The organism is Duganella sp. Dugasp56 (genome assembly GCF_047304105.1).
Classification (GTDB): Bacteria; Pseudomonadota; Gammaproteobacteria; order Burkholderiales; family Burkholderiaceae_D; genus Rugamonas; species Rugamonas hordei.
Window position 1 is genome coordinate 1 of sequence record NZ_JBGLYQ010000073.1, and the last position, 20,899, is coordinate 20,899.

A 20,899-nucleotide genomic window follows, 5' to 3' on the forward strand; every position below is an offset into this window, starting at 1 on the left:
GCGATGGCGCGCACCATGTCGGGGATCAGGCGGTCCTCGGCCCAGTCGCCGCCGCCGATGACGTTGCCGGCGCGGCCGGAGGCCAGCGCGACGCCGTGCTCGGCGTATTTTTCGGGATTGAAGAACGACGAGCGGTAGCCGGCCGTCACCAGCTCGGCGCAGGCCTTGCTGTTGCTGTAGGGGTCGTAGCCGCCGAAGGCTTCGTTCTCGCGGTAGCCCCAGGCCCATTCCTTGTTTTCGTAGCACTTGTCGCTGGTGACGTTGACCACGGCCTTGATGCCGGGCGTGTGGCGCACCGCTTCGAAGAAGTTCACCAGCCCCATGACGTTGGTGGCGTAGGTCTCGACCGGATTGGCGTACGAGTAGCGCACCAGCGCCTGCGCCGCCATGTGGATGACGATCTCCGGCCTGGCCTTCATCATCGCCTCGCGCAGCGCGAGGCCGTCGCGGATGTCGCCGATGACGGAGCTCATGCCGGCGCCGACGTGGGCGGTATCGAACAGGCTTGGTTTGCTTGGTGCTTCGAGGGCGTAGCCGGTGACGTGGGCGCCCAGTTGCTGCAACCACAGGCTCAGCCAGCTACCCTTGAAACCGGTGTGTCCGGTCAGGAAAACACGCTTGCCGCGCCAGAACGCCGGATTCATGGCCATCGCTTCCACGGCGCCTTGCCGCTGTCCCACAGCTCTTCGAGCAGGACCTTGTCGCGCAGCGTGTCCATCGGCTGCCAGAACCCGTGGTGCAGCCAGGCGTCGAGCTGGTTGCTCTCGGCGAGCTTCTCGAGCGGGCCTTTTTCCCAGATGGTGCTGTCGTCGTCGATCAGGTCGATGACCTTGGGCGAGAGCACGAAGTAGCCGCCGTTGATCCAGTTGCCGTCGCCCTGGGGCTTCTCCTTGAAGCTCATGATGCGCTGGCCGTTCATGTCGATGGCGCCGAAGCGTCCCGGCGGCTGCACGGCGGTCATGGTGGCCAGCTTGCCGTGTTCCTTGTGGAAGGCGATCGAAGCGCCGATGTCGATGTCGGCCACGCCGTCGCCGTAGGTGAAGCAGAAGGCTTCGTCGTTCTCGACGTGCTGGCGCACGCGCTTGAGACGGCCGCCGGTCAGGGTGTCGGCACCGGTGTCGACCAGCGTGACCTTCCATGGTTCGGCGTGGCGCTCGTGCACTTCCATCGAGTTCTGCTGCAGGTCGAAGGTGACGTCCGAGGTGTGCAGGAAGTAGTTGGCGAAGAATTCCTTGATGACGTAGCCGCGGTAGCCGCAGCAGATGACGAAGTCATTGATGCCGAACGCGGAATAGCTCTTCAGGATGTGCCACAGGATAGGCTTGCCGCCGACTTCGACCATCGGCTTCGGTTTGACAGTGGTTTCTTCGCTAAGCCTGGTGCCCAAGCCGCCTGCCAGTATCACTGCTTTCATGCTGTCTCCGGGATAGTAAAAGGATTGCTCGCAGACTGCATTGTCAGGCACTGCAGTTGCATTTTAAACGAAAAGCAGAGCGTATTTGGCCTCTTAGCTAGGCTTTTAGCTCCGCAAGGCAACAGTGGATTAGCGCGGAACGGCTTTGATCACGTAGGCGGCGGCTTGGGCGTCTTCCAGCGCCAGGGCCGGATCGGCGCCGACGCTGGCCGCCAGTTGCTGTAAGGCAGCGGTCAGCAAGGGATTTTCCATGCGTTCATGGATCACCGGGGCCCCCTGGACGATCTGGTAGCCGGCCTTCTGGAACACGTCGAAGATGGTGCCGCGCGTGAACCAGCGCAGGTGCGCGCGGTCGAGAATGCCGTTTTCCTCATAGCGAAAGTCGCCCAGGCATAGCTTGGCCTGCACGCTCCAGTGCTGTAGGTTGGGAATCACCGCCACGATGCAGCTGTCGGCCTTCATGACCTTGCGTATGCGGGCCAGCAGCTTTTCCGGATGGACCAGGCGTTCCAGGGCCTTGTCCAGGATCCAGCAGTCGACGCCTGCCTGGTCGCGGAAGAAGTCGTCGCCCAGATGGTCGACGTCGCGCTGCAGCACCAGGTCGCAGGCGCCCTTGTTTTCGCTGGGCGTCTCGGTGTGCAGCTCGACCGCCGTGTAATGCGTGGCGGGGGCCGCTTCCTTGACGTCGCGCGCCAGGAAGCCGTCGCCGGCGCCGATCTCCAGCACCCGCGCCGGCGCGGCCGGCATCAGCGATTTGACCAGCTGGCGCACGCCCGCCGCCTGGTGGCTGGCGCGCTGCCAGTCTTCCAGGTGGTAGCCGCCGGTACGCTTGACGGTACCCTGCCAGTCGTGGCGCAGATAGTTGCGCGGGCCGGGCTGGGTGTTAAGAAAGTCTTCCTTCAACCATTGCAAGCCTTGCACCAGGCTATCCTGGCCGGCGCGGTGCAGGGCCAGCATGGGCTCGGTCATCGGGGCGCCGTGCTTGGTCGGCATCGGCCAGGCCCGCAGCACCTCGATATTGACCAGCATGCAGGCCGGATGCAGGTAGCGCACCGCCCCCTGCTCGTAGTCGACGTCGTAGCCGCCCTCATTGACGTGATTGACATAGCCGACGCCGTACATGCCCGGCTTCAGCTCGGCCGCCATGGCTTCCAGGAAGCCCGGATGCAGCACGAAGATGTCCGAATCCAGCACCAGTACCGGCCCCTGCAGCTCCAGGTTCTGGAACGCCCAGGCCATGCCGGGACCGTGGTGGATGTTGTAGTCGAAGTGGATGAAGCGGACGTTTTCATGCCGCGCGCAGACCGCTTCGATGGCGCGGTAGTGCTGCTCGCCCGATCCGTCGATGATGGTGACGGGATTGCTGTAATGAGCCCGGAACGAACTGAGTAAATCCTCGATCAATTCCGCGGAATTGTAGGAAACGGAGATGACGGGAATGTTCTTGACGTCCATGGGCTGCATTATCAGGTGGTTCGGGTGGTTGGCCGCGGTCGTAGAGCCGGCGGCTCAACCCTTGGTTAGCAATATAGTGGTGGCCTGTTGCATCAGGGCGCCGATTTTATCGATCGGGTAGTTGGGCTCGACCTGTTCCCACACCGACGACAGGAACCAGACGCAGTTGACCAGCTTGTTGGTCAGCATCTCGCGCAGCTGCGCGCGGTTGCGCATGAACTTGCCTTGCTGGTGGGCATCGCACAGCAGCTGCAGCCATTCGATGTTGGCCTGGATGCGCACTTTTTCGTTGCGCTGGTCCTGGCCGCCGTGCAGGCGGAAGTAGCTCAGCGCTTCCGGCAGGTAGGCGCAGTCGCTGTTGGACAGCACCGCCAGCCAGGTGGCCACGTCGGACAGGGTGGTGTACTGGCGGCCCAGGAACATGCCGAAATGGCCGGGCAGCTGGCTGCGGCGGAACAGCACGGTGGTCGGTTCGCCCATCAGGTTCTGGCCGTTGCTCAGGATCATGTCGCCCAGCGAGCTGCCGCCGACCGCCGTGGCGATCTCGAACATGCGCTCGGTGCCATGGATGGGCGCAAGGTAACGGCCGTTGGCGTCGATCAACTGGCGGAACGAGGTCACCAGGCCGATGTTGGGCTGGCCCAGCATGCAGGCCATCATGCGCTCGATCTTTTCCGGATGGAACAGATCGTCGTCCATCAGGTAGTTGACGTATTCCGCGCTGGAGTTGCGGTAGCAATTGAGGAAGTTGTCCAGCGGACCCAGGCCGGGCGAGCGCAGGTAGCGGATGTTGGCGTAGCGCGCCATGTAGGGGGCGAAGCGTTCGCGGGTCAGCTCGTCGGTGCTGTTGTCGCTGATGACGATTTCCAGGTTGCCCCAGGTTTGCGCCAGGATGCTTTGCAGCGCCAGTTCGGCGTAGTCGGGACGGTTGTGCGTCGGCATCAAAATCGATACCTTGGGCAGGCGCGTGTCGACCTGCGGCGGACGGGCGCCGGCGAATTGCGGCGCCTGCAGGCCGGCGTTGCCTTTCAGCGCGATCTGGGCGTAGCGTTCCTCCAGGTCGCGCACGAACTGGGCACTGTCGAACAGCGCGCAGTTCAGGCGCTGCTCGTGCAGCTGGCGCTTGAGCGCCTCGACCTGCGGACGGTCGTGCGCCAGCGCCACGGCCAGGTCTTCGTATTCCTGCTGGGTGGTGGTGATCAGCTGCGGCATGTCGACCGCCTTCAGCAGGCTGCCGGCCATGCGCGACGAGAAGGTGCGGCCGGCGCAGGTCAGCACCGGCAGGCCGGCCCACAGCGCGTCGCTGGCGGTGGTGCCGCCGTTGAACGGCGCGGTGTCGAGGAACAGGTCGGCCACCTGGTAGCGCGCCAGGTAGTCGGCCGGCACCACGCGGCCGGCGAACACCAGCCGCTCGGCCGCCACGCCGGCCAGTTCGGCCTGGCGCGTCAGGTTGGTGCGCACCTCGGGGCTGTCGGCCACCATCCACAGCAAGCTGTTTTCGGTGCGCTTGAGGATGTTCATCCAGCTGTCGAACACCTCCGGGTTGAACTTGAAGTTGTTGTTGAAGGCGCAGAACACGAACGCGTCTTCCGGCAGGTTGTTGGCCGCGCGCGTGGGCCTGGCGCCTATGATGCGCTGGCGGTCGTTGATCTGGAAGGTGCGCGGCATGTGCAGCGGCTTCTCGGTGAAATACGGCTCCAGCTCGGGCGGCAGCACGAAGGGGTCGGCGATCACGTAGTCGATGAAGGGCATGCCGGTCGGGCCCGGCAGGCCCAGCCAGGTGATCTGCACCGGCGCCGGGCGGTAGGCCAGGATGTTCGGGCGCGCGCCCAGGGTCAAGCCGTGCAGGTCGACCAGGATGTCGATTTCGTGCGAGCGTATCAGGCGCGCCGCCTCCTCGTCGCTCATGCCGCCGATGCGGATGTGCTGGTCCATGCCGGCGATGACGCGGGCGCGGATCGGCGAGCCGTCCTCGTTGCTCCAGCAAAAGCCGAACACCTCGACCTTGCTGCGGTCGTGCAGGCCGTACAGCTCGGCCGTCAGGATCGACACCGCGTGCGAGCAGAAGTCCGACGACAGGTAGCCGATGCGCAGGCGCTCGTGGCCGTAGCCCTGCGGGCCGGTCAGCGGCTCGACGCCGGCGTTGACCTTTTCCTCGACATAGCGGCGCGAGGCGGCCAGCTGCTGGGCCGGATCGCCCGAGGCGCTGAGCATGGCCAGCGCCGATGTGCCGACCATCAGCTCGTCGACCGGGATGCCGCAGACGCTGGTGTTGTAGACCGGCCACTTGCACTGCTTCTGGCGCAGGTGCACCCAGTGCGAGATGACGTTCTTCTGCTTCGGATCGATCAGCAGGCTGCGCGTGAGCGCGTCCTCGGCCGCCGGGAAGTCCTTCTGGATCTCCAGCAGGCGGCCCAGGTTGTTGAGCGCCTGGATCACGTGCGGCTGGTCGGCCGGCAGCTTGGGATTGCTGTATTCGAGCAGCGCGCGCCAGCTGGCCAGCGCCTCGTCCGGGCGGCGCAGCCGCTCGAGCAGGGTGCCCAGGTTCAGGTGGCCTTCGTTGAAGCGGGGATTCTGCGCCAGCGCCATGCGGTAGGCGGCTTCTGCCTCGTTCAGCTCGTTGTTGTCGCTGAGCATGACGGCCAGGTTGAACTGCACCGCGTAGGCCAGCGGCGACGGCGTGTTGGCCAGCCAGGCGCGGTACAGCTGGATGCCCAGCGGCCGTTCGCCGGCCTCCACCAGATTCTGGCCGGTCTGGAACAGTTCGACGATCGGGAGGCTGCCCTTCTGGGCCAGCGCCAGCGCGCTGCGGCCGGCGTCCACTACGGTTTTATTAGTTTGCATGAGCTCGAATCGATGGTGGCGCGGCGAACCAGCGGTAGGCTTTCTCTACGGTCTGTTCCAGTGGGCAGGTTTCGCTGACGCCAAGGCGGCGCACGGTGAAGCTGATGTCCGGGTACAGGTCGTCGTCCTTCTGCAGGCGGTTCGGCGCGGTGTTCAGCACCACGCGCGGCTTGGGCGAGACCTGCTCGCCGATCAGGCGCACCAGTTCGTTGTGCGTGACCGCGGTGGCGCTGCCGAGGTTGTACACCTCGCCGTCGACGCCCTTGGCCAGCGCGGCCAGCGTCCACCAGGCCGCGTCCGCGCCGTACAGGTAGCTGCGGCGCGCGCTGCCGTCGCCGTGGATGCGGATCTCGCCGCCGGTCAGCACGTCGCGCAGGAAGTTGTTGATCGCCCACGGACGGTCCAGCTCCTGGTAGGCGCCGGCCAGGGTGAACGGGCGCACCGTCGATACCGGCAGGCGGTACTGGCTGCGGTAGATCGCCGCCGTCATCTCGGCCGCGCGCTTGGCGTCGGCGTAGACTGTGTGCAGCAGGCCGGCCGGCAGCGGGAAGGCGTCGCTCTCCTTCAGCGGACCGGGACGCTGCGGCGGGCCGGCCACCAGGCAGGAGCTGACGTTGACGAAACGGCGCAGGCCGTCCAGCTGCGAGGCCGCCTCCAGCGCGTTGTTGATGCCGGACACGGTGGTCTGGAACACGCGCAGCGGATCGGAGGCGTGCACCCGGTTGTTCGGGATGCCGGCCGCGTGGATCACGTAGTTGGTGTTCTTGGCGAACTCGAACGACGAGCGCACGTCCTGCGAACGCACGCGGATGTCCAGGCGCGCGGCCAGGTGCGGGTATTTCTGCTGCCATTCGCCGATGTTGCGCGCGTACAGGTCGAGCGTGATGCCCAGGTTGTACTGGTCGTTCATCGCGGCCACCAGTTCGGCGATCCAGGTGCCGAGGAAGCCGGTGCCGCCGGTGACGGCGATGTGCTGGCGCGCCAGCGCGGCGCGCACGTCGGGTTGGGTGGCGCAGGCGGCCAGGGCGTCCTGGCGCGTTTCTGCGAAGCGTGGGTCGGCCATGGTTTAACCTTTCAGTGCTGCTGCGTTTTTCTCGGCCAGGTCGCGCGCGACCTCGATGATCAGGCTTTCCTGGCCGGCCACCGCGTTGCGCTTGCCGAGACCGAAGAAGATGTCGCGCGGATCGACCTTGTAGTCCTCGGCCGCGCGCGCCACCGGCTTGGCGAAGCCGGAGAACACGCCGGCCAGGCCGGAGACGATGGACAGCGGCGAGATCGACGGCGCGACCGGGTTGAATTCCTTCTCGGCGATGTCGGCCGCGTCGAGGATCTTGTACAGGTCGATGCCGGTCTCGAAGCCGAGGCGCTCGAACACGGCCACCAGCACTTCGAGCTGGGTGTTGCCGGCGCCGGCGCCGAAGCCGCGGATGGTGCCGTCGATGATGGTGGCGCCCGCGTTGACGGCGGTGACCGAGTTGATGACGGCCATGCCCAGGTTGTTATGGCCGTGGAAGCCGACCGGAATATTCAGGCCGTCCACCAGCGTGCCGATGCGCTCCTTGACGTCTTCCGGGAAGTAGGCGCCGGCCGAGTCCATGATGACGATCGCCTCGGCGCCGTAGGATTCCATCTTCTTGGCTTCCTCCAGCAGCGTGGCCGGCGTCGCCATGTGGCTCATCATCAGCACGCCCCAGGCTTCCTTGCCGGCCTGGCGCACGTAGTGGATGTGGCGGTCGGTGATGTCGGCCTCGGTGCAGTGCGAGGCGACGCGGAACACGTCGACACCCAGCTCGATGGCGCGCACCAGGTCCTTCTTGATGGTGCAGAAGCCGGGGATCACGTGGATGCTCATGCGCGAATTCTTCAGGTGCTGGCGCGACACCGACAGGATCTCGTCGTCGCTCAGCCGGCATTCGCCGACCAGCATCGATGAGGCGCCCAAGCCGTTGCCGTGGCCGACTTCGAGGATGGGCACGCGCGCATCCTCGGCCGCCTTGCAATAGGCGATGAAGGCTTCGCGGCTCAGCTGGTGGCGCACGGCGTGGTTGCCGTCGCGCAGCGTCGGATCGGTGATCAGGATTTTCTTAGCCATGCTTGCGCTCCTCTTTATGCTTGCTGTGCCTTGCTGCGGCGACCATTTCCGCCATCGCGATGGCGGCGCAGTTGATGATGTCCAGGTTGCCTGCGTATTGCGGCAGGTAGTCGCCGGCGCCGACCACCTTGATGGTGGTGACCACGCGGCCGCCTTCGATGGTCGGCGGCACCACCAGGCCGTAGCCGGGCACATAGGTTTTCAGCTGGGCCACCATGGCATCGACCGAGGCGCGGATCGCCGGCAGGTCCGGGTTGGCGATCTTGGCGTAGATCGTGGTCTGCATGTCGATCGGCGGGTTGGCCGGGTTCAGGATCAGGATCGCCTTGGCGCGGCGGGCGCCGGAGAAGCGCTGCAGCGCTTCCTCGGTGGTCTCGATGTATTCGTCCAGGTTGGCGCGGGTGGCCGGGCCGGCGCTGCGCGAGGCGATGCTGGAGGCCACCTCGACGTACTCGATGTCCTGGTGCACCGCGCCGATGGCGGCGGCGATCGGGATCGACGACTGGCCGCCGCAGGTGATCATGTTGATATTGCGGGTGCCGGTGTCCAGCGTGGCCTGGGCGTTGATGGCCGGGATGCAGAACTCGCCCAGCTTGGCCGGGGTCATGTCGATCACGGTCTTGCCCAGTTTATCGAGCGCCGCCCAGTGGCCGACGTGGGCCTGGGCCGAGGTGGCGTCGAACACCAGGTCGCAGATGGACGGATCGGCGATGATAGCCTCGATGCCGCGGTCCGAAAGGGGCACCCCGAGCTGGCTGGCGCGCTTCATGCCGGCCGAATTGAAATTGCGGCCGGCGAACAGCGTGCAGACCAAATGCTTGGAGCGCATCACCTTGACCATCAGGTCCGTGCCGATATTGCCGGAGCCGATGATGGCGATCTTGAGTTTGTCGGTGCTAGTCATCTTGTTTCACCTAATGGTGTTGTCCCTGCCAAGTATTATGGCCGATTCCGCGCTGATGCCATCGATGGAGGAATAGGCCGGATGGTAGCCCAATTCGGCAGCTTGCCTGTTGAGCGAATAATAATGCGGTTTGGTGCCGGTGGCGTTGACCACCGAGGCTGCGCCGACTTCATAGCGCAGGCCGAAGCGCTGCGCCATGGCGGTTAACAGTTCGACCTTTTCCACCGGCGCCGCGCTGTAGCAGTCGATGGCGCGGTTGCCGGCGGGCGCGCGCAGCACACAGGACACCAGCTGGTGGAAGTCCTGCGGGTGCAGGTAGTCGCGCACCATGCTGCCGGCGTGGGTCTGCAGCACGGTGTCGTCACGCACGGCGCGCAGCAGGTCGGTGATGAAAAAACGGGCGTTCAGGTCTTGCGTGCGGCTGAAGTAGTTGAACACCCGCAGGTCGGTGATGCAAAGCTCCGGCAGCGCGCGGTGCTTGCATTCGGCGTGCAGCTTGGCCACCCCGTAGTAGTCCTGCGGCTTGAGCGCGTTGAGGTTGACGATGGCCGGGGTGTCCGGGCCGGCCGGCTGCTCGAAACCGCTGCCGTAGGCGGCGCCGCTGGACAGGAAGATGTAGCGGCGTTCGGGATGGCGCTGCAGCTCGCGCAAGGCCAGGTCGTCGAATTCCTGCGTCACGCCGAAGATGGCGCCGCCCATCTGCGCGGCGCGCTGCGGATCGCCGACGCCGACGAAGTTGAGCACCGCGTCATGCGGAGCCTGGCCGTAGTCGGCGTAGACGGCCACCGGAAAGTCCAGCTGGTGCGCGTCCAGCCAGCGCTGTGCCGCCGCCGTGTCGCGCACGTACAGCAGCACTTCGGTGTTGCCCTCGCGCGCGAAGGACAGGATCAGATCTTTGGCGATCTGGCTGCTCGCACCGAGGATGGCGACGCGGTTCATCTTAGAGGGATTTCGATTTTTCGTGCATGCCGCCGATCATGGCCTTGTCCAGCGTGTCGCGCGGGATCAGCGGCGACAGGTCTTCCAGCGGCGGCGACACCAGCGAACCGTCGGCGCGCGCCACCACGCCCAGTTTCGGCGAGAACAGCTGCGTCGGACTCATGAACACTTCGCAGATCACCGGGCCGGTCGCGGCCTGCACGGCCTCCAGCGTGGCGTCGCACTCGTCCCAGCTGCGGATCTGGAAGGACGGGATGTCGAACGCGGTGGCCAGCTTGGAGAAGTCCGGGCAGGACACGCCGGAGGCGCGGTCGGTGCCGACGTAACCGCCCTTGAACAGGGACTTCTGCGTGTGCTTGATCATCAGGTAGCCGTCGTTGTTGAAGATGAACAGCTTGATCGGCAGCTTGTGGTGCACCATGGTCTGCAGCTCTTGCAGGTTCATCATCATGCCGCCGTCGCAGTTCAGGCACATCACCTCGCCGCGGTCGTTGGCGAACGAGACGCCCAGCGCGGCCGGCAGGCCGTAGCCCATCTCGCCCAGGCCGGTGGAGGTCATGAAGCGCTGGCCTTCCTTGAAGCGCAGCACCTGGTGGCCGCTCAGCAGGGCCGTGCCCATGTCGGTGACGACCACCTGGTCCGGTTTGAAGAAATCGTTCAGGCGCTGCATGAAGCGGTAGGAGTTCATGAAGCCGTCCTTGTCCGCGTGCTCCGCACCGACCCAAGGGAACTGCTCCTCATAGGCGCGGCAGGTCTGCAGCCAGGCGGCCTTGGACGGCACCGGCGCGGTGAGGGCCTCAAGACGCGAGATCAGCGCCTCGATGAAGACGCGGGCGTCGCACAGGATGTTTTCCTGCGTGCGCTTGGCGTGCTTGACCACTTCGTCGGCGTCGATGTCGACCACGTCGATGCGCGCCAGGCGCGCGAGTTCGTTCAGGTCGTAGCCGATCTGCGGGATCGCCAGGCGGGTGCCGATGGCCAGCACGTAGTCGCTGTTCTGCAAGATGAAGTTGGCGGCGCGCTGGCCGTAGACGCCGGCGCGGCCGAACACCAGCGGGTGCGACGAATCGATCATGTCGATGCCGGCCCACGACACCAGCGCCGGCGCGCCCAGCTTTTCCAGCAGCGGCGCGATGCGCGTTTCGCCGCCGGCCAGGCGGATGCCGTTGCCCAGCCACAGCACGGGACGCTCGGCTTTCAGCAGGGCGGCCAGCACGGAATCGACCTGCGCCGAGACGGTGTCGCTCAGATAGTCGGCGGCGGCAGGCGCTTCGAACTGGGCGATGGTGTCGCGTTCGATGCGCTGCGACTGGATGTCCAGCGGGATCTCGATCCACGTCGGACCCGGGCGGCCGTCCAGCGCGATGTGCACGGCCTTCTGCAGTTCGAGCCGGGTCTGCGTCGGCTGCATCACGCGCATCTGGTATTTGCTGACGCGTTCGACCATCTGGCAGGAATCGTAGCCCTGCACGCCCCACATGCGCAGCGGGTTTTCCGGGAAGGTGAACTTGCTGTTTTCGTTGCCGGCGATGACGATGCAGGGAATCGAGTCGGCCCAGGCCGAGACCACGCCGGTGACGCCGTTGGTCGAACCGGCGCCGGTGGTCAGCAGCGCGGCGGACAGTTTGCCGCAAGTGCGATAGTAGGTCTGCACCGCCATGCAGGCGGCCTGCTCGTGGTGCACGCAGACGATCTCGGTGTAGCCGCGGCGGGTGATGGCTTCGAACAAATGGACGTTGCCGGCGCCGATGATGCCGAAGGCGTGCTGGATGCCCAGGCTTTCCAGGGTCTCTGCGACCAGGTCGGCGACTTTTACTTTAGTGTCTTGCGCTTGCATCAGAAGTTCACGCCAAAGAAGGTTTCGAGCTTGTCGACGGCGAAGTCCAGCATCTCGCGGGTCAGGCCGGGGAAGACGCCGATCCAGAAGGTGTCGTTCATGACGCGGTCGGTGTTGGTCAGGTCGCCGGAGACGCGGTAGTTGCGCCCGACCATGTAGGGCTGGCGCGTCAGGTTGCCGGCGAACAGCAGGCGGGTGCCGATCTTGTGCTCGTCCAGGTAGGTCAGCAGGTCCACGCGCGAGACGTTGGCCTCAGGCTTCAGGGTCATCGGGAAGCCGAACCACGACGGGTCCGAATGCTCGGTCGCTTCCGGCAGGATCAGGAATTCGGCGCACGATTGCAGGCGCTCCTTCAGGTAGGCGAAGTTGTCCTTGCGGGCCTGGATGAAGCCGGGCGCGCGGTCGATCTGGGCCAGGCCGCAGGCGGCCTGCATGTCGGTGATCTTCAGGTTGTAGCCCAGGTGGCTGTAGGTGTACTTGTGGTCGTAGCCCATCGGCAGCGTGCCCAGGCACTGGCAGAAGCGCTTGCCGCAGGTGTTGTCCTTGCCCGGCGCGCAGTAGCAGTCGCGGCCCCAGTCGCGGAACGACTCGGCGATCATCTTCAGTTCCGGATCGTTGGTGAACACGGCGCCGCCTTCGCCCATCGTGATGTGGTGGGCCGGGTAGAACGACATGGTGCCGATGTCGCCGAAGGTGCCGACCATCTTGCCGTGGTAGGTCGAACCCAGCGCGTCGCAGCAATCCTCGATCAGCCACAGCTTGTGCTTCTTGCAGATGGCGGTGATGACGTCCAGGTTGTACGGATTGCCCAGCGTGTGGGCCAGCATGATGGCCTTGGTCTTGGGCGAGATCGCCGCTTCCAGCTTGGTCACGTCGATGTTGTAGGTGCCCAGCTCGACGTCGACGAACACCGGCACCGCGCCGAACTGGATGATCGGGTTGACGGTGGTGGGGAAGCCGGCGGCCACGCCGATCACCTCGTCGCCCTGCTGGATCGCGCGCGCGCCCAGCTTGGGCGAGGTCAGCGTGTTGAACGCGACCAGGTTGGCCGAGGAGCCGGAGTTGACGGTGATGAGGAAGTTCACGCCGATCATCTTGGCCAGCCTGGCCTCGAACTGGTCGTTGAAGCGGCCGGTGGTGAGCCAGGCGTCCAGCGAGGCCTCGACCATCAGTTCCATTTCCGGCGCGCCGACGACCTTGCCGGCCGGCGGAATGATGGTCACGCCGGGCTCGAACGCCTTCGGCACACTGGCCAGGGCGCCGTATTGGGCCACCAGCTTGATGATCTGTTCGCGGAGTTGTTCCTTGCTTTGTGCTTCACTCATGATTCCAGCCTTGGTTATGTGCGCTTAAAGATGTGCGGTGTTTTGATAGGTGTCGATCTGCGCCAGCGTCAGCGCGCGCATGTCGGCGCCGGCGGCGTGCGCCTGGTGCCATGCGACGATCATGTCGATGGTGTGGCCCAGGTGCCAGCGCGGCTGCCATTGCAGGCGGCTGCGGGCTTTGGAGCAGTCCAGCTTGAGGTAGTGCGCCTCGTGCGGCTGCTTATCAGCCTGGCTGTCCAGCTCCCAGCTGGCGCCCTTGCCCCAGCTCTCGCACAGGCGCGAGATGATCCATTCCACGGGGCGCGCGTCGATGTCGTGCGGGCCGAAGTTGAAGCCTTCGGCGTACGCGGCGCCGTGGGTGTATAAGTGCTCGGCCAGGGTCAGGTAGCCCGACAGCGGTTCGAGCACGTGCTGCCACGGGCGGATCGCGTGCGGGCTGCGGATGCGCACCGGCTTGCCGGCGGCGATGGCGCGCACCATGTCGGGGATCAGGCGGTCCTCGGCCCAGTCGCCGCCGCCGATGACGTTGCCGGCGCGGCCCGATGCCAGCGCGACGCCGTGCTCGGCGTGTTTTTCGGGATTGAAGAACGACGAGCGGTAGCCGGCCGTCACCAGCTCGGCGCAGGCCTTGCTGTTGCTGTAAGGGTCGTAGCCGCCGAAGGCTTCGTTCTCGCGGTAGCCCCAGGCCCATTCCTTGTTTTCATAGCACTTGTCGCTGGTGACGTTGACCACGGCCTTGATGCCGGGCGTGTGGCGCACCGCTTCGAAGAAGTTCACCAGCCCCATGACGTTGGTGGCGTAGGTCTCGACCGGATTGGCGTACGAGTAGCGCACCAGCGCCTGCGCCGCCATGTGGATGACGATCTCCGGCCTGGCCTTCATCATCGCCTCGCGCAGCGCGACGCCGTCGCGGATGTCGCCGATGACGGAGCTCATGCCGGCGCCGACGTGGGCGGTATCGAACAGGCTTGGTTTGCTTGGTGCTTCGAGGGCGTAGCCGGTGACGTGGGCGCCCAGTTGCTGCAACCACAGGCTCAGCCAGCTACCCTTGAAACCGGTGTGCCCGGTCAGGAAAACACGCTTGCCGCGCCAGAACGCCGGATTCATGGCCATCGCTTCCACGGCGCCTTGCCGCTGTCCCACAGCTCTTCGAGCAGGACCTTGTCGCGCAGCGTGTCCATCGGCTGCCAGAACCCGTGGTGCAGCCAGGCGTCGAGCTGGTTGCTCTCGGCGAGCTTCTCGAGCGGGCCTTTTTCCCAGATGGTGCTGTCGTCGTCGATCAGGTCGATGACCTTGGGCGAGAGCACGAAGTAGCCGCCGTTGATCCAGTTGCCGTCGCCCTGGGGCTTCTCCTTGAAGCTCATGATGCGCTGGCCGTTCATGTCGATGGCGCCGAAGCGTCCCGGCGGCTGCACGGCGGTCATGGTGGCCAGTTTGCCATGTTCCTTGTGGAAGGCGATCGAAGCGCCGATGTCGATGTCGGCCACGCCGTCGCCGTAGGTGAAGCAGAAGGCTTCGTCGTTCTCGACGTGCTGGCGCACGCGCTTGAGACGGCCGCCGGTCAGGGTGTCGGCGCCGGTGTCGACCAGCGTGACCTTCCATGGTTCGGCGTGGCGCTCGTGCACTTCCATCGAGTTCTGCTGCAGGTCGAAGGTGACGTCCGAGGTGTGCAGGAAGTAGTTGGCGAAGAATTCCTTGATGACGTAGCCGCGGTAGCCGCAGCAGATGACGAAGTCATTGATGCCGAACGCGGAATAGCTCTTCAGGATGTGCCACAGGATAGGCTTGCCGCCGACTTCGACCATCGGCTTCGGTTTGACAGTGGTTTCCTCGCTAAGCCTGGTGCCCAAGCCGCCTGCCAATATGACTGCTTTCATACTATCCCCGAATAGTTGTGCTGATTATGTGTGTGGTCCGTACAGGACATATTGTCAGCCACATCCGTCGTATTTTAAACGAAAAGCAGGGCCTGTTTGGGGCGTCTTCAGGAAGGATGGGAAATTTCCACAAAAAAGGAGACTCAGTGGGAAAGTAGCAACTGGTAGCCCTGCCGTAGCACATCGTGCAAGTCGGCCAGATCGAGGCTGGCGCTGGCCGACAGCTGTATGGACAGCGCGGCGTGGCGGCCGGTGAGCAGCGCGTTGAGGGCGGCGAGGCGGGCGGCCAGTACCTGTTTGAAAGCGGCGGGGTCGGACAGGAAGGCATGCTGCGCATGGGCTGCGTATAAAAGATGCAAGCCGTCGAGCGCGCAGAGCAGGGCATCGGCGTCGGCCTGCGCGGCGGGTGATGTGCGGGATGGGCGGTGGCTGGACAGCGGATCGGCCAGGTAGACGCCATCGCGGCCGGCCAGCGCGGACAAGGCCATGGCGATGCCGGACAGATATTGATATTGCCGTCCGTGATAGTGGCCGAAGCCGGCGCCGATAATGCTGCGGCGCAGCAGCAGCGCGCCGGCGTCGCACAGCGTGGCGGTGGCGTTGTGATCGGACGACAACAGCAGGCTGCCCAGCGAGGCGCCGTCGACCACCGTGTCGGTGCCGAATACCGGCGCGCCCGGCAGCGCGGCGCCGTCGTCGTCCTGCGGCTGGCGCCAGCTGCCGACCAGGCCGACGTTCGGATAGGTTTGATAAAAGTGCATCATACGCGCCAGTTTTTCAGGCAACAGGACGTCGCCCTGCGGCGCGACGGCGATGTATTCGCCCAGCGACAGCGCCAGGCAGTGATCCAGGCTGGCCGCCGGCGACAGGCCAGGTGCGCGGTTGTAGCGCAGCTGCGGATGGCGCGCCAGCAGCGGAGCGATCCGCGTGCGCAACGCGTCGCTGCCGCTGCTGTCGCTGACGATGATCTCGGTGTGGCCCCAGGTTTGCGCCAGCGCGCTGCGCAGCGTGCGTTCGAAGGCATCGGCATCCGTGTCGGCCGCCGCGATCAGGATGCTGACCAGGGGCAGGCTGGTGTCGGCGCGTTTGGCGTTGCGGCGGTTCAGCGTGCCGCGCGCCACGCGCCGGTAGAGCTGCTCCAGGTTGCGCGCCAGGCGCGGGGTGTCGAAAAGTGCGCTGGTGTCGCGGTTGTCGTTCAGCTGCCGGCGCAGCGCGGCCAGTTGGTCCGGCGCCTGCGCCAGCCGTACGGCCATGTCCTCGTAGTCGCTCAGGTTCCGGGTGACCAGTTCCGGCACGCCGGCGGCGTGCAGCAGGCTGCCGCCGATGCGCCCTGCGTAGCTGCGGCCGGAGCAGGTCAGCAGCGGCAGGCCGGCCCACAGCGCGTCGCCGGCGGCGGTGCCGGCGTTGAGGGGCAGCGTGTCGAGGAACAGGTCGGCCGCCTGGCAGCGGGCCAGGTTGTGTTCCGGCGCGTGGCTGGCGAAATACAGCCGGTCGCTGGCGACGCCGTGGCGCAGCGCGGCCACGCGCAGGTTGTCGCGTACCTGTTCGCTGCCGGACGTCAGCCACAGCACGCTGTCCGGCACGCGCTGCAGGATGCGCATCCAGGCACCGAACATCGGCGGCGCCAGTTTGCGGCTGTCGCCGAAGCTGCAGAAGACGAAGGCGTCTTGCGGCAGCCCGTATGCGGCGCGCCCCAGGCGCGGACCCGTCGCGCGCTGGCGGTCGTTGATCCGGCAGCTGTCCGGCAAGTACAGCGGCTGCTCGGTGTAGTACGGCGCCAGTTCCGGCGGGAGAACCCAGGCATCGGCCAGCACGTAGTCGATGCTGTCGAGCGCCGTGGTGGCGGGATAGCCCAGCCACGCGATCTGCACCGGCGCCGGGCGATGCGACAGGATGCCGGGCCGGCCGCCGACAGCCAGGCCTTGCAGGTCGATGAGGATGTCGATTTCATGCGCCCGTATCAGCTGCGCCGCCTGCAGATCGGTGATGCCGGCGATGCGCACGTGATGGTCCAGGCCCTGCACCAGGCGCAGGCGCGCGGGCGAGTTGTCTTCCTCGTTCCAGCAGAAACCGTAGACGTCGACCAGCTTGCGGTCGTGCAGCGCGTACAGTTCGGCGGTCTGCGGACAGGCGTCCGGCGACAGGTAGCCGATGCGCAGCTTGCGGTGCGTGTAGCCGGCTTGGTCGGACAGCGGCGCCGCGCCGCGGGGCACATGGGCGGCGACATGGCGGCGGGCCGCCGCCAGCTGTACCGCCGGATCGTCGCTGGCGCCGAGCGTGGTGGGGGCCGAGGCGGCCGTCAGCAGCTGGTCTTCGTCCAGCCCCGGCAGCGCGGCCAGCACCGGCCATGCGCATTGCTGCTGGCGCAGCCGTACCCAGTGGGCTGCGACCAGCGGCTGGCGCGGATCGAGCTGCAGGCTGCGGGTCAGCGCGTCTTCCGCTTCCGGATAGCGCTGCTCGCCGTCGGCCACGCGGGCGATATTGTTGAACAGCTGGATCTGCAGCTGCCGCGCGTTGGCGGCCGCCGGATCGAGCAGGTCCAGCGCCTCGTGCCAGGTGTCGAGCGCCTCGTCGGGACTGCGGCGGCGCTCCATCAGCGCGCCGAGGCCGAGATAGGCTTCGGTGAAATGCGGTTGGATCTCCAGCGCGCGGCGGTACGAACGTTCGGCGGCGCGCTCGTCGCCGCCTTGCATCTGCAGCACCGCCAGGTTGTACCAGGCCGCATGCAGCAGCGGCGTGTCGCAGTGCTTGATCCACAGCTGGTACAGCGCGATGGCCCGTTCCTGCTTACCCTGCCCGGCCAGCAGTCCGGCGATGCCGATCAGCTCCGTGATCGGCAGTACGCCCAGTCCGGCCTGCGCGAACGCCAGCGTCGCCGCCTCCGCGATATTGCCAGCGGCGATGGCGGCGTTCAGCTGGGCGGACATGCGGGCCTCGATATCCGTATCAGGCGGCGACTGCCACCAGGATGTATTGCGGGGCCAGCGCGTCCTCGACCGCGATCTCCGGATCGACACCGCTGGCCTGGGCCATCAGGCGTATCGCCGGCAGGTATTTGTCGCGCGCCGGTTCTTCCGGTATGCGCGAGCTGCCGCCGGCGATCTTGAAGCCCGACTGCAGGAACAGGTCGAGCATGGCGCCGCGCGTGAAGATGCGCTTGTGGCCTTTGTTCATCGCCGCGCCCTGGCCGTAGCGCAGGTCGCCGGCGTTGAGGCGGGCCTGGATGCTCCAGTGCTGGAAATTTTGGATGGCCGCGACCACACGTCCGCCCGGCGCCATGTTGGAGCGGATTTTGGTCAGCAAGGCCCACGGGTCGTTCATGTGTTCGAGCACCTCGCCGAGTATCCAGCAATCGGCCCCGCTCACGTGCGACCAGAACTCCGGGCTGGCGCTTTCGATATCCTGGTCGAACACGAAATCGCAATGCGGGCGGGCGGCGTTGGCCGGCGCAGGATCGCGCTCGATGCCGGTGTAGTTGCAGATCGGGTTGCGCTGCCGGTAGGCCTTGGCGAAGGCGCCGTCGTGGCAGCCGACGTCGACCAGCTTGCGGGCGTCGGCCGGCACCATGGACAGCAGGTCCTGGTTGATCTGCGCCGAGGCGGTGGGCAGGTCGTAGTGGTAGCCGCCGGTGCAGATCACGGTGCCCTGCCAGTCGTGCTTGAGGAAGACGCGCCTGGACTCACGGCTGAAATCCTGGTCGACCCAGTCGACGGCCTCGATCAGGTGATGGGCGCCGGCGCGGTGAATGGCCAGCATGGTCTGGATCATCGGCGCGCCGTGCTTGATCGGCAGCGGCCACAAACGCGCCACGTCGAGATTGACCAGCATGCAGGCCGGGTGCAGGTAGCGGATGGGATTTTCGACGGGGTTCTCGTAACCGCCTTCGCTGACGATGCGCAGGTGGCCGGCGCCGTACATGCCCAGCTTCAAATGGCTTTGCAGCGACTCGATGAAGCCGGGGTTGACCACTTCCACGTCCGAATCGAGGAACAGCACTTCGCCCTTCAACCCGAGGTTGTTGATGGCCCAGGTCATGCCGGGGCCATGGTGGATGTTGTAGCCGAACGGGATGAACTCGACGTTGTCGTAGCCGGCCGCCATGGCACGGATTTTTTCCGCGATGTCTGGATTGGAGCCGTCGATGATATACACGCGGTTCGGATAGAACTTGCGCAGCGACGACAGCAGCGCCTCGACCAGGTCGGGCGCGTTGTAGGAGACGGTGACGATGGGGATCTGCGAGGCCGGCAGGCGCGGGACATCTGGCTTCAGCACCGGAGCGGGCTGCGGCGCCAGGCGCGGCGCGGCCGGCTTGGCGATCTGCTGCAGTACCGCTTCCATGTTGCGCACGAAGCGCGGGCTGTCGAACAGCGCGCAGGTCAGGCGGTTGTCGATCAGCTGGCGCTTCATGGCGGCGATGCGCTGCGGATCGTGGGCCAGCGCGACGGCCTTCTCTTCATAGTCGGCGAAGTTGAAGGTGATCAGCTCCGGCAGGTCGACCGCCTTCAGCAGGCTGCCCGCCATGCGCGACGAGAAGGTGCGGCCGGCGCAGGTCAGCAGCGGCAGGCCGGCCCACAGCGCGTCGCTGGCGGTGGTGCCGGCGTTGAACGGGAAGGTGTCGAGGAACAGGTCGGCCAGCTGGTAGCGCGCCAGGTATTCGGCCGGCACGGCGCGGCTGTTGAAGATCAGGCGTTCGCGGGCCACGCCCGCCTGTTCGGCGTAGCGGTACAGGTTCTCGCGCACTTCCGGATAATCGGCCACCAGCCACAGCACGCTGTTGGGCACGCGGCGCAGGATGTTCATCCACACGTCGAACACGTCCGGCGTGAACTTGAAGTTATTGTTGAACGAGCAGAAGACGAAGGCGTCTTGCGGCAGGTTGACCGAGGCGCGGGTCGGCGTGGGCGCGATCAGGCGCTGGCGGTCGTTGATCTGGAAGGTGTCCGGCAGGTACAGCGGCTTCTCGGTGAAGTCCTTGGTCATCTCCGGCGTGATCAGGAATTCGTCGGCCAGCACGTAGTCGATGCCGGGCAGGCCGGTGCTGCCGGGGAAGCCGAGATAGGTCAGCTGCACCGGCGCCGGGCGGAACGCCAGGATGTTCGGGCGCGCGCCCAGGGTCAGGCCGTGCAGGTCGACCAGGATGTCGATCTCGTGGGCGCGGATGGCGCGGGCGGCCTGCTCGTCGGTCATCTTGTCGATGCGGATGTAGTGGTCCATGGCCTTGACCACGCGGGCGCGGATCGGCGAGCCGTCCTCGCGGCTCCAGCTGAAGGCGTAGACCTCGAACTTGCCGCGGTCGTGCAGCTCATACAGCTCGGCGGTCAGGATCGAGACCGCGTGCGAGCAGAAGTCCGACGACAGGTAGCCGATGCGCAGGCGCTGGTGGCCGTAGCCGTGGGCGCCGGTCAGCGGGGCGACGTTGGCGTTGACCTTTTCGGTGACGAAGCGGCGCGAGGCGGCCAGCTGCTGGGCCGGATCGGCGGACGCGCTGAGCATCGCCAGCGCCGACGTGCCCTCCATCATGGTGGCGACGGAGATGTGTTCGAGGCCGCTGTAGACGGGCCATTCGCACTGCTTCTGGCGCAGGTGGACCCAGTGCGTCATCACGTTGGCCTGCTTGGGATCGACGCGCAGGCTCAGTGCCAGCACGGCTTCCGCCTCCGGATAGCGTTTGCGGATCTCCAGCAGGCGGCCCAGGTTGTTGAGCGTCTGGATGTACAGCGAGGTGTTGGTCTTGATGTCGGGCTGGATCGGATCGGTGAGGATGGCGTTCCACATGGCCAGCGCATCGTCCGGGCGGCCGGCGCGTTCGAGCAGCGAGCCGAGGTTCAGGCGGCCCTCGACGAAATCCGGATTGAGCGCGATGGCCTGACGCAGCAGCGCCTCGGCGGCCGCATCGTCGCCGGCGGTGGACAGCACCACGGCCAGGTTGAAGCAGGCGGCATAGACCATCGGCGACGGCGTGTGGGCGATCCAGGTGCGGTACAGCGCGATGGCGGCCGGCACCTGGCCGCTTTCCTGCAGCACGCCGGCGGCGCCGAACAGGTCGCCGATGGACAGCACCCCCTTGACGGCCATCGCCATGACGGTGCCGAGCGGGCTGGAATCGAAAGAAGCGGGTACGGCGGGAACTTGAACGGTCATAGCATGTATTCTAACCCGGGGCCGGTTCCAACCTGGGGTCAGTTCCGGCAATCTGCCACGCGTGGCAG

At 66.0% G+C, this 20,899-nt stretch carries 14 protein-coding genes; all 14 read right to left on the bottom strand.

Translation table 11 applies throughout. From position 1 onward, the window contains the following. Nucleotides 1-644: CDP-glucose 4,6-dehydratase (gene rfbG, locus ACCD07_RS30795; protein WP_413449524.1), on the bottom strand; the 644-nt coding region annotated here is incomplete at its 3' end. After that, nucleotides 641-1,414 carry a glucose-1-phosphate cytidylyltransferase gene (gene rfbF / locus ACCD07_RS30800; protein ID WP_353405512.1) on the bottom strand — a complete coding sequence of 258 codons (774 nt, stop codon included), beginning with the start codon at nt 1,412-1,414 and terminating at the stop codon, nt 641-643. The genes rfbG (ACCD07_RS30795) and rfbF (ACCD07_RS30800), both read right to left, overlap by 4 nt. A 129-nt stretch (nt 1,415-1,543) precedes the next feature. Then, nucleotides 1,544-2,869: a methyltransferase domain-containing protein gene (locus ACCD07_RS30805; RefSeq protein WP_413449525.1), complete on the bottom strand. Its 1,326-nt coding sequence runs from the start codon at nt 2,867-2,869 to the stop codon at nt 1,544-1,546. Nucleotides 2,870-2,923: 54 nt separating this feature from the next. Continuing rightward, nucleotides 2,924-5,713 carry a glycosyltransferase gene (locus tag ACCD07_RS30810; protein WP_413449526.1) on the bottom strand — a complete coding sequence of 930 codons (2,790 nt, stop codon included), beginning with the start codon at nt 5,711-5,713 and terminating at the stop codon, nt 2,924-2,926. Further along, entirely contained in the window at nt 5,703-6,776 is a 1,074-nt protein-coding gene (locus ACCD07_RS30815) for an NAD-dependent epimerase/dehydratase family protein (RefSeq protein ID WP_413449527.1), read from the bottom strand. The genes ACCD07_RS30810 and ACCD07_RS30815 overlap by 11 nt, the downstream gene beginning before the upstream one ends. Before the next feature lie 3 nt (nt 6,777-6,779). Next, complete coding sequence (dmpG, locus tag ACCD07_RS30820) at nt 6,780-7,805, bottom strand: 4-hydroxy-2-oxovalerate aldolase (RefSeq protein ID WP_176656070.1); 1,026 nt, start codon at nt 7,803-7,805, stop codon at nt 6,780-6,782. Beyond that, the gene (locus ACCD07_RS30825; RefSeq protein WP_413449528.1) at nt 7,798-8,709 is read right to left on the bottom strand and encodes an acetaldehyde dehydrogenase (acetylating); all 912 of its coding nucleotides are present in this window, start codon (nt 8,707-8,709) and stop codon (nt 7,798-7,800) included. The genes dmpG and ACCD07_RS30825 overlap by 8 nt, the downstream gene beginning before the upstream one ends. Before the next feature lie 6 nt (nt 8,710-8,715). Further along, nucleotides 8,716-9,648, bottom strand: coding sequence for an NAD-dependent epimerase/dehydratase family protein (locus ACCD07_RS30830; RefSeq protein WP_413449529.1), 933 nt, complete (start codon nt 9,646-9,648; stop codon nt 8,716-8,718). Nucleotide 9,649: 1 nt separating this feature from the next. Further along, entirely contained in the window at nt 9,650-11,485 is a 1,836-nt protein-coding gene (locus ACCD07_RS30835) for a thiamine pyrophosphate-binding protein (RefSeq protein WP_413449530.1), read from the bottom strand. Continuing rightward, nucleotides 11,485-12,810 carry a lipopolysaccharide biosynthesis protein RfbH gene (gene rfbH, locus ACCD07_RS30840; protein WP_413449531.1) on the bottom strand — a complete coding sequence of 442 codons (1,326 nt, stop codon included), beginning with the start codon at nt 12,808-12,810 and terminating at the stop codon, nt 11,485-11,487. Before rfbH ends, ACCD07_RS30835 begins: the two co-directional genes overlap by 1 nt. 24 nt (nt 12,811-12,834) lie before the next feature. Then, nucleotides 12,835-13,917, bottom strand: coding sequence for a CDP-glucose 4,6-dehydratase (gene rfbG / locus ACCD07_RS30845; RefSeq protein ID WP_413449534.1), 1,083 nt, complete (start codon nt 13,915-13,917; stop codon nt 12,835-12,837). Next, complete coding sequence (rfbF, locus tag ACCD07_RS30850; RefSeq protein WP_353405512.1) at nt 13,914-14,687, bottom strand: glucose-1-phosphate cytidylyltransferase; 774 nt, start codon at nt 14,685-14,687, stop codon at nt 13,914-13,916. The genes rfbG (ACCD07_RS30845) and rfbF (ACCD07_RS30850) overlap by 4 nt, the downstream gene beginning before the upstream one ends. A gap of 143 nt (nt 14,688-14,830) precedes the next feature. After that, entirely contained in the window at nt 14,831-17,614 is a 2,784-nt protein-coding gene (locus ACCD07_RS30855; protein ID WP_413449532.1) for a glycosyltransferase, read from the bottom strand. Nucleotides 17,615-17,633: 19 nt separating this feature from the next. Continuing rightward, on the bottom strand, nt 17,634-20,831 hold the full coding sequence (locus ACCD07_RS30860; protein ID WP_413449533.1) for a methyltransferase domain-containing protein: 3,198 nt from the start codon (nt 20,829-20,831) through the stop codon (nt 17,634-17,636). Between the last annotated feature and the right edge of the window lie 68 nt (nt 20,832-20,899).

Bases quoted from the DNA above. Each gene is read 5' to 3' on its own strand.
- rfbF (WP_353405512.1), bottom strand. From the start codon at position 1,414: ATGAAAGCAGTGATACTGGCAGGCGGCTTGGGCACCAGGCTTAGCGAA.
- ACCD07_RS30805 (WP_413449525.1), bottom strand. From the start codon at position 2,869: ATGGACGTCAAGAACATTCCCGTCATCTCCGTTTCCTACAATTCCGCG.
- ACCD07_RS30810 (WP_413449526.1), bottom strand. From the start codon at position 5,713: ATGCAAACTAATAAAACCGTAGTGGACGCCGGCCGCAGCGCGCTGGCG.
- ACCD07_RS30815 (WP_413449527.1), bottom strand. From the start codon at position 6,776: ATGGCCGACCCACGCTTCGCAGAAACGCGCCAGGACGCCCTGGCCGCC.
- dmpG (WP_176656070.1), bottom strand. From the start codon at position 7,805: ATGGCTAAGAAAATCCTGATCACCGATCCGACGCTGCGCGACGGCAAC.
- ACCD07_RS30825 (WP_413449528.1), bottom strand. From the start codon at position 8,709: ATGACTAGCACCGACAAACTCAAGATCGCCATCATCGGCTCCGGCAAT.
- ACCD07_RS30830 (WP_413449529.1), bottom strand. From the start codon at position 9,648: ATGAACCGCGTCGCCATCCTCGGTGCGAGCAGCCAGATCGCCAAAGAT.
- ACCD07_RS30835 (WP_413449530.1), bottom strand. From the start codon at position 11,485: ATGCAAGCGCAAGACACTAAAGTAAAAGTCGCCGACCTGGTCGCAGAG.
- rfbH (WP_413449531.1), bottom strand. From the start codon at position 12,810: ATGAGTGAAGCACAAAGCAAGGAACAACTCCGCGAACAGATCATCAAG.
- rfbG (WP_413449534.1), bottom strand. From the start codon at position 13,917: ATGAATCCGGCGTTCTGGCGCGGCAAGCGTGTTTTCCTGACCGGGCAC.
- rfbF (WP_353405512.1), bottom strand. From the start codon at position 14,687: ATGAAAGCAGTCATATTGGCAGGCGGCTTGGGCACCAGGCTTAGCGAG.
- ACCD07_RS30855 (WP_413449532.1), bottom strand. From the start codon at position 17,614: ATGTCCGCCCAGCTGAACGCCGCCATCGCCGCTGGCAATATCGCGGAG.
- ACCD07_RS30860 (WP_413449533.1), bottom strand. From the start codon at position 20,831: ATGACCGTTCAAGTTCCCGCCGTACCCGCTTCTTTCGATTCCAGCCCG.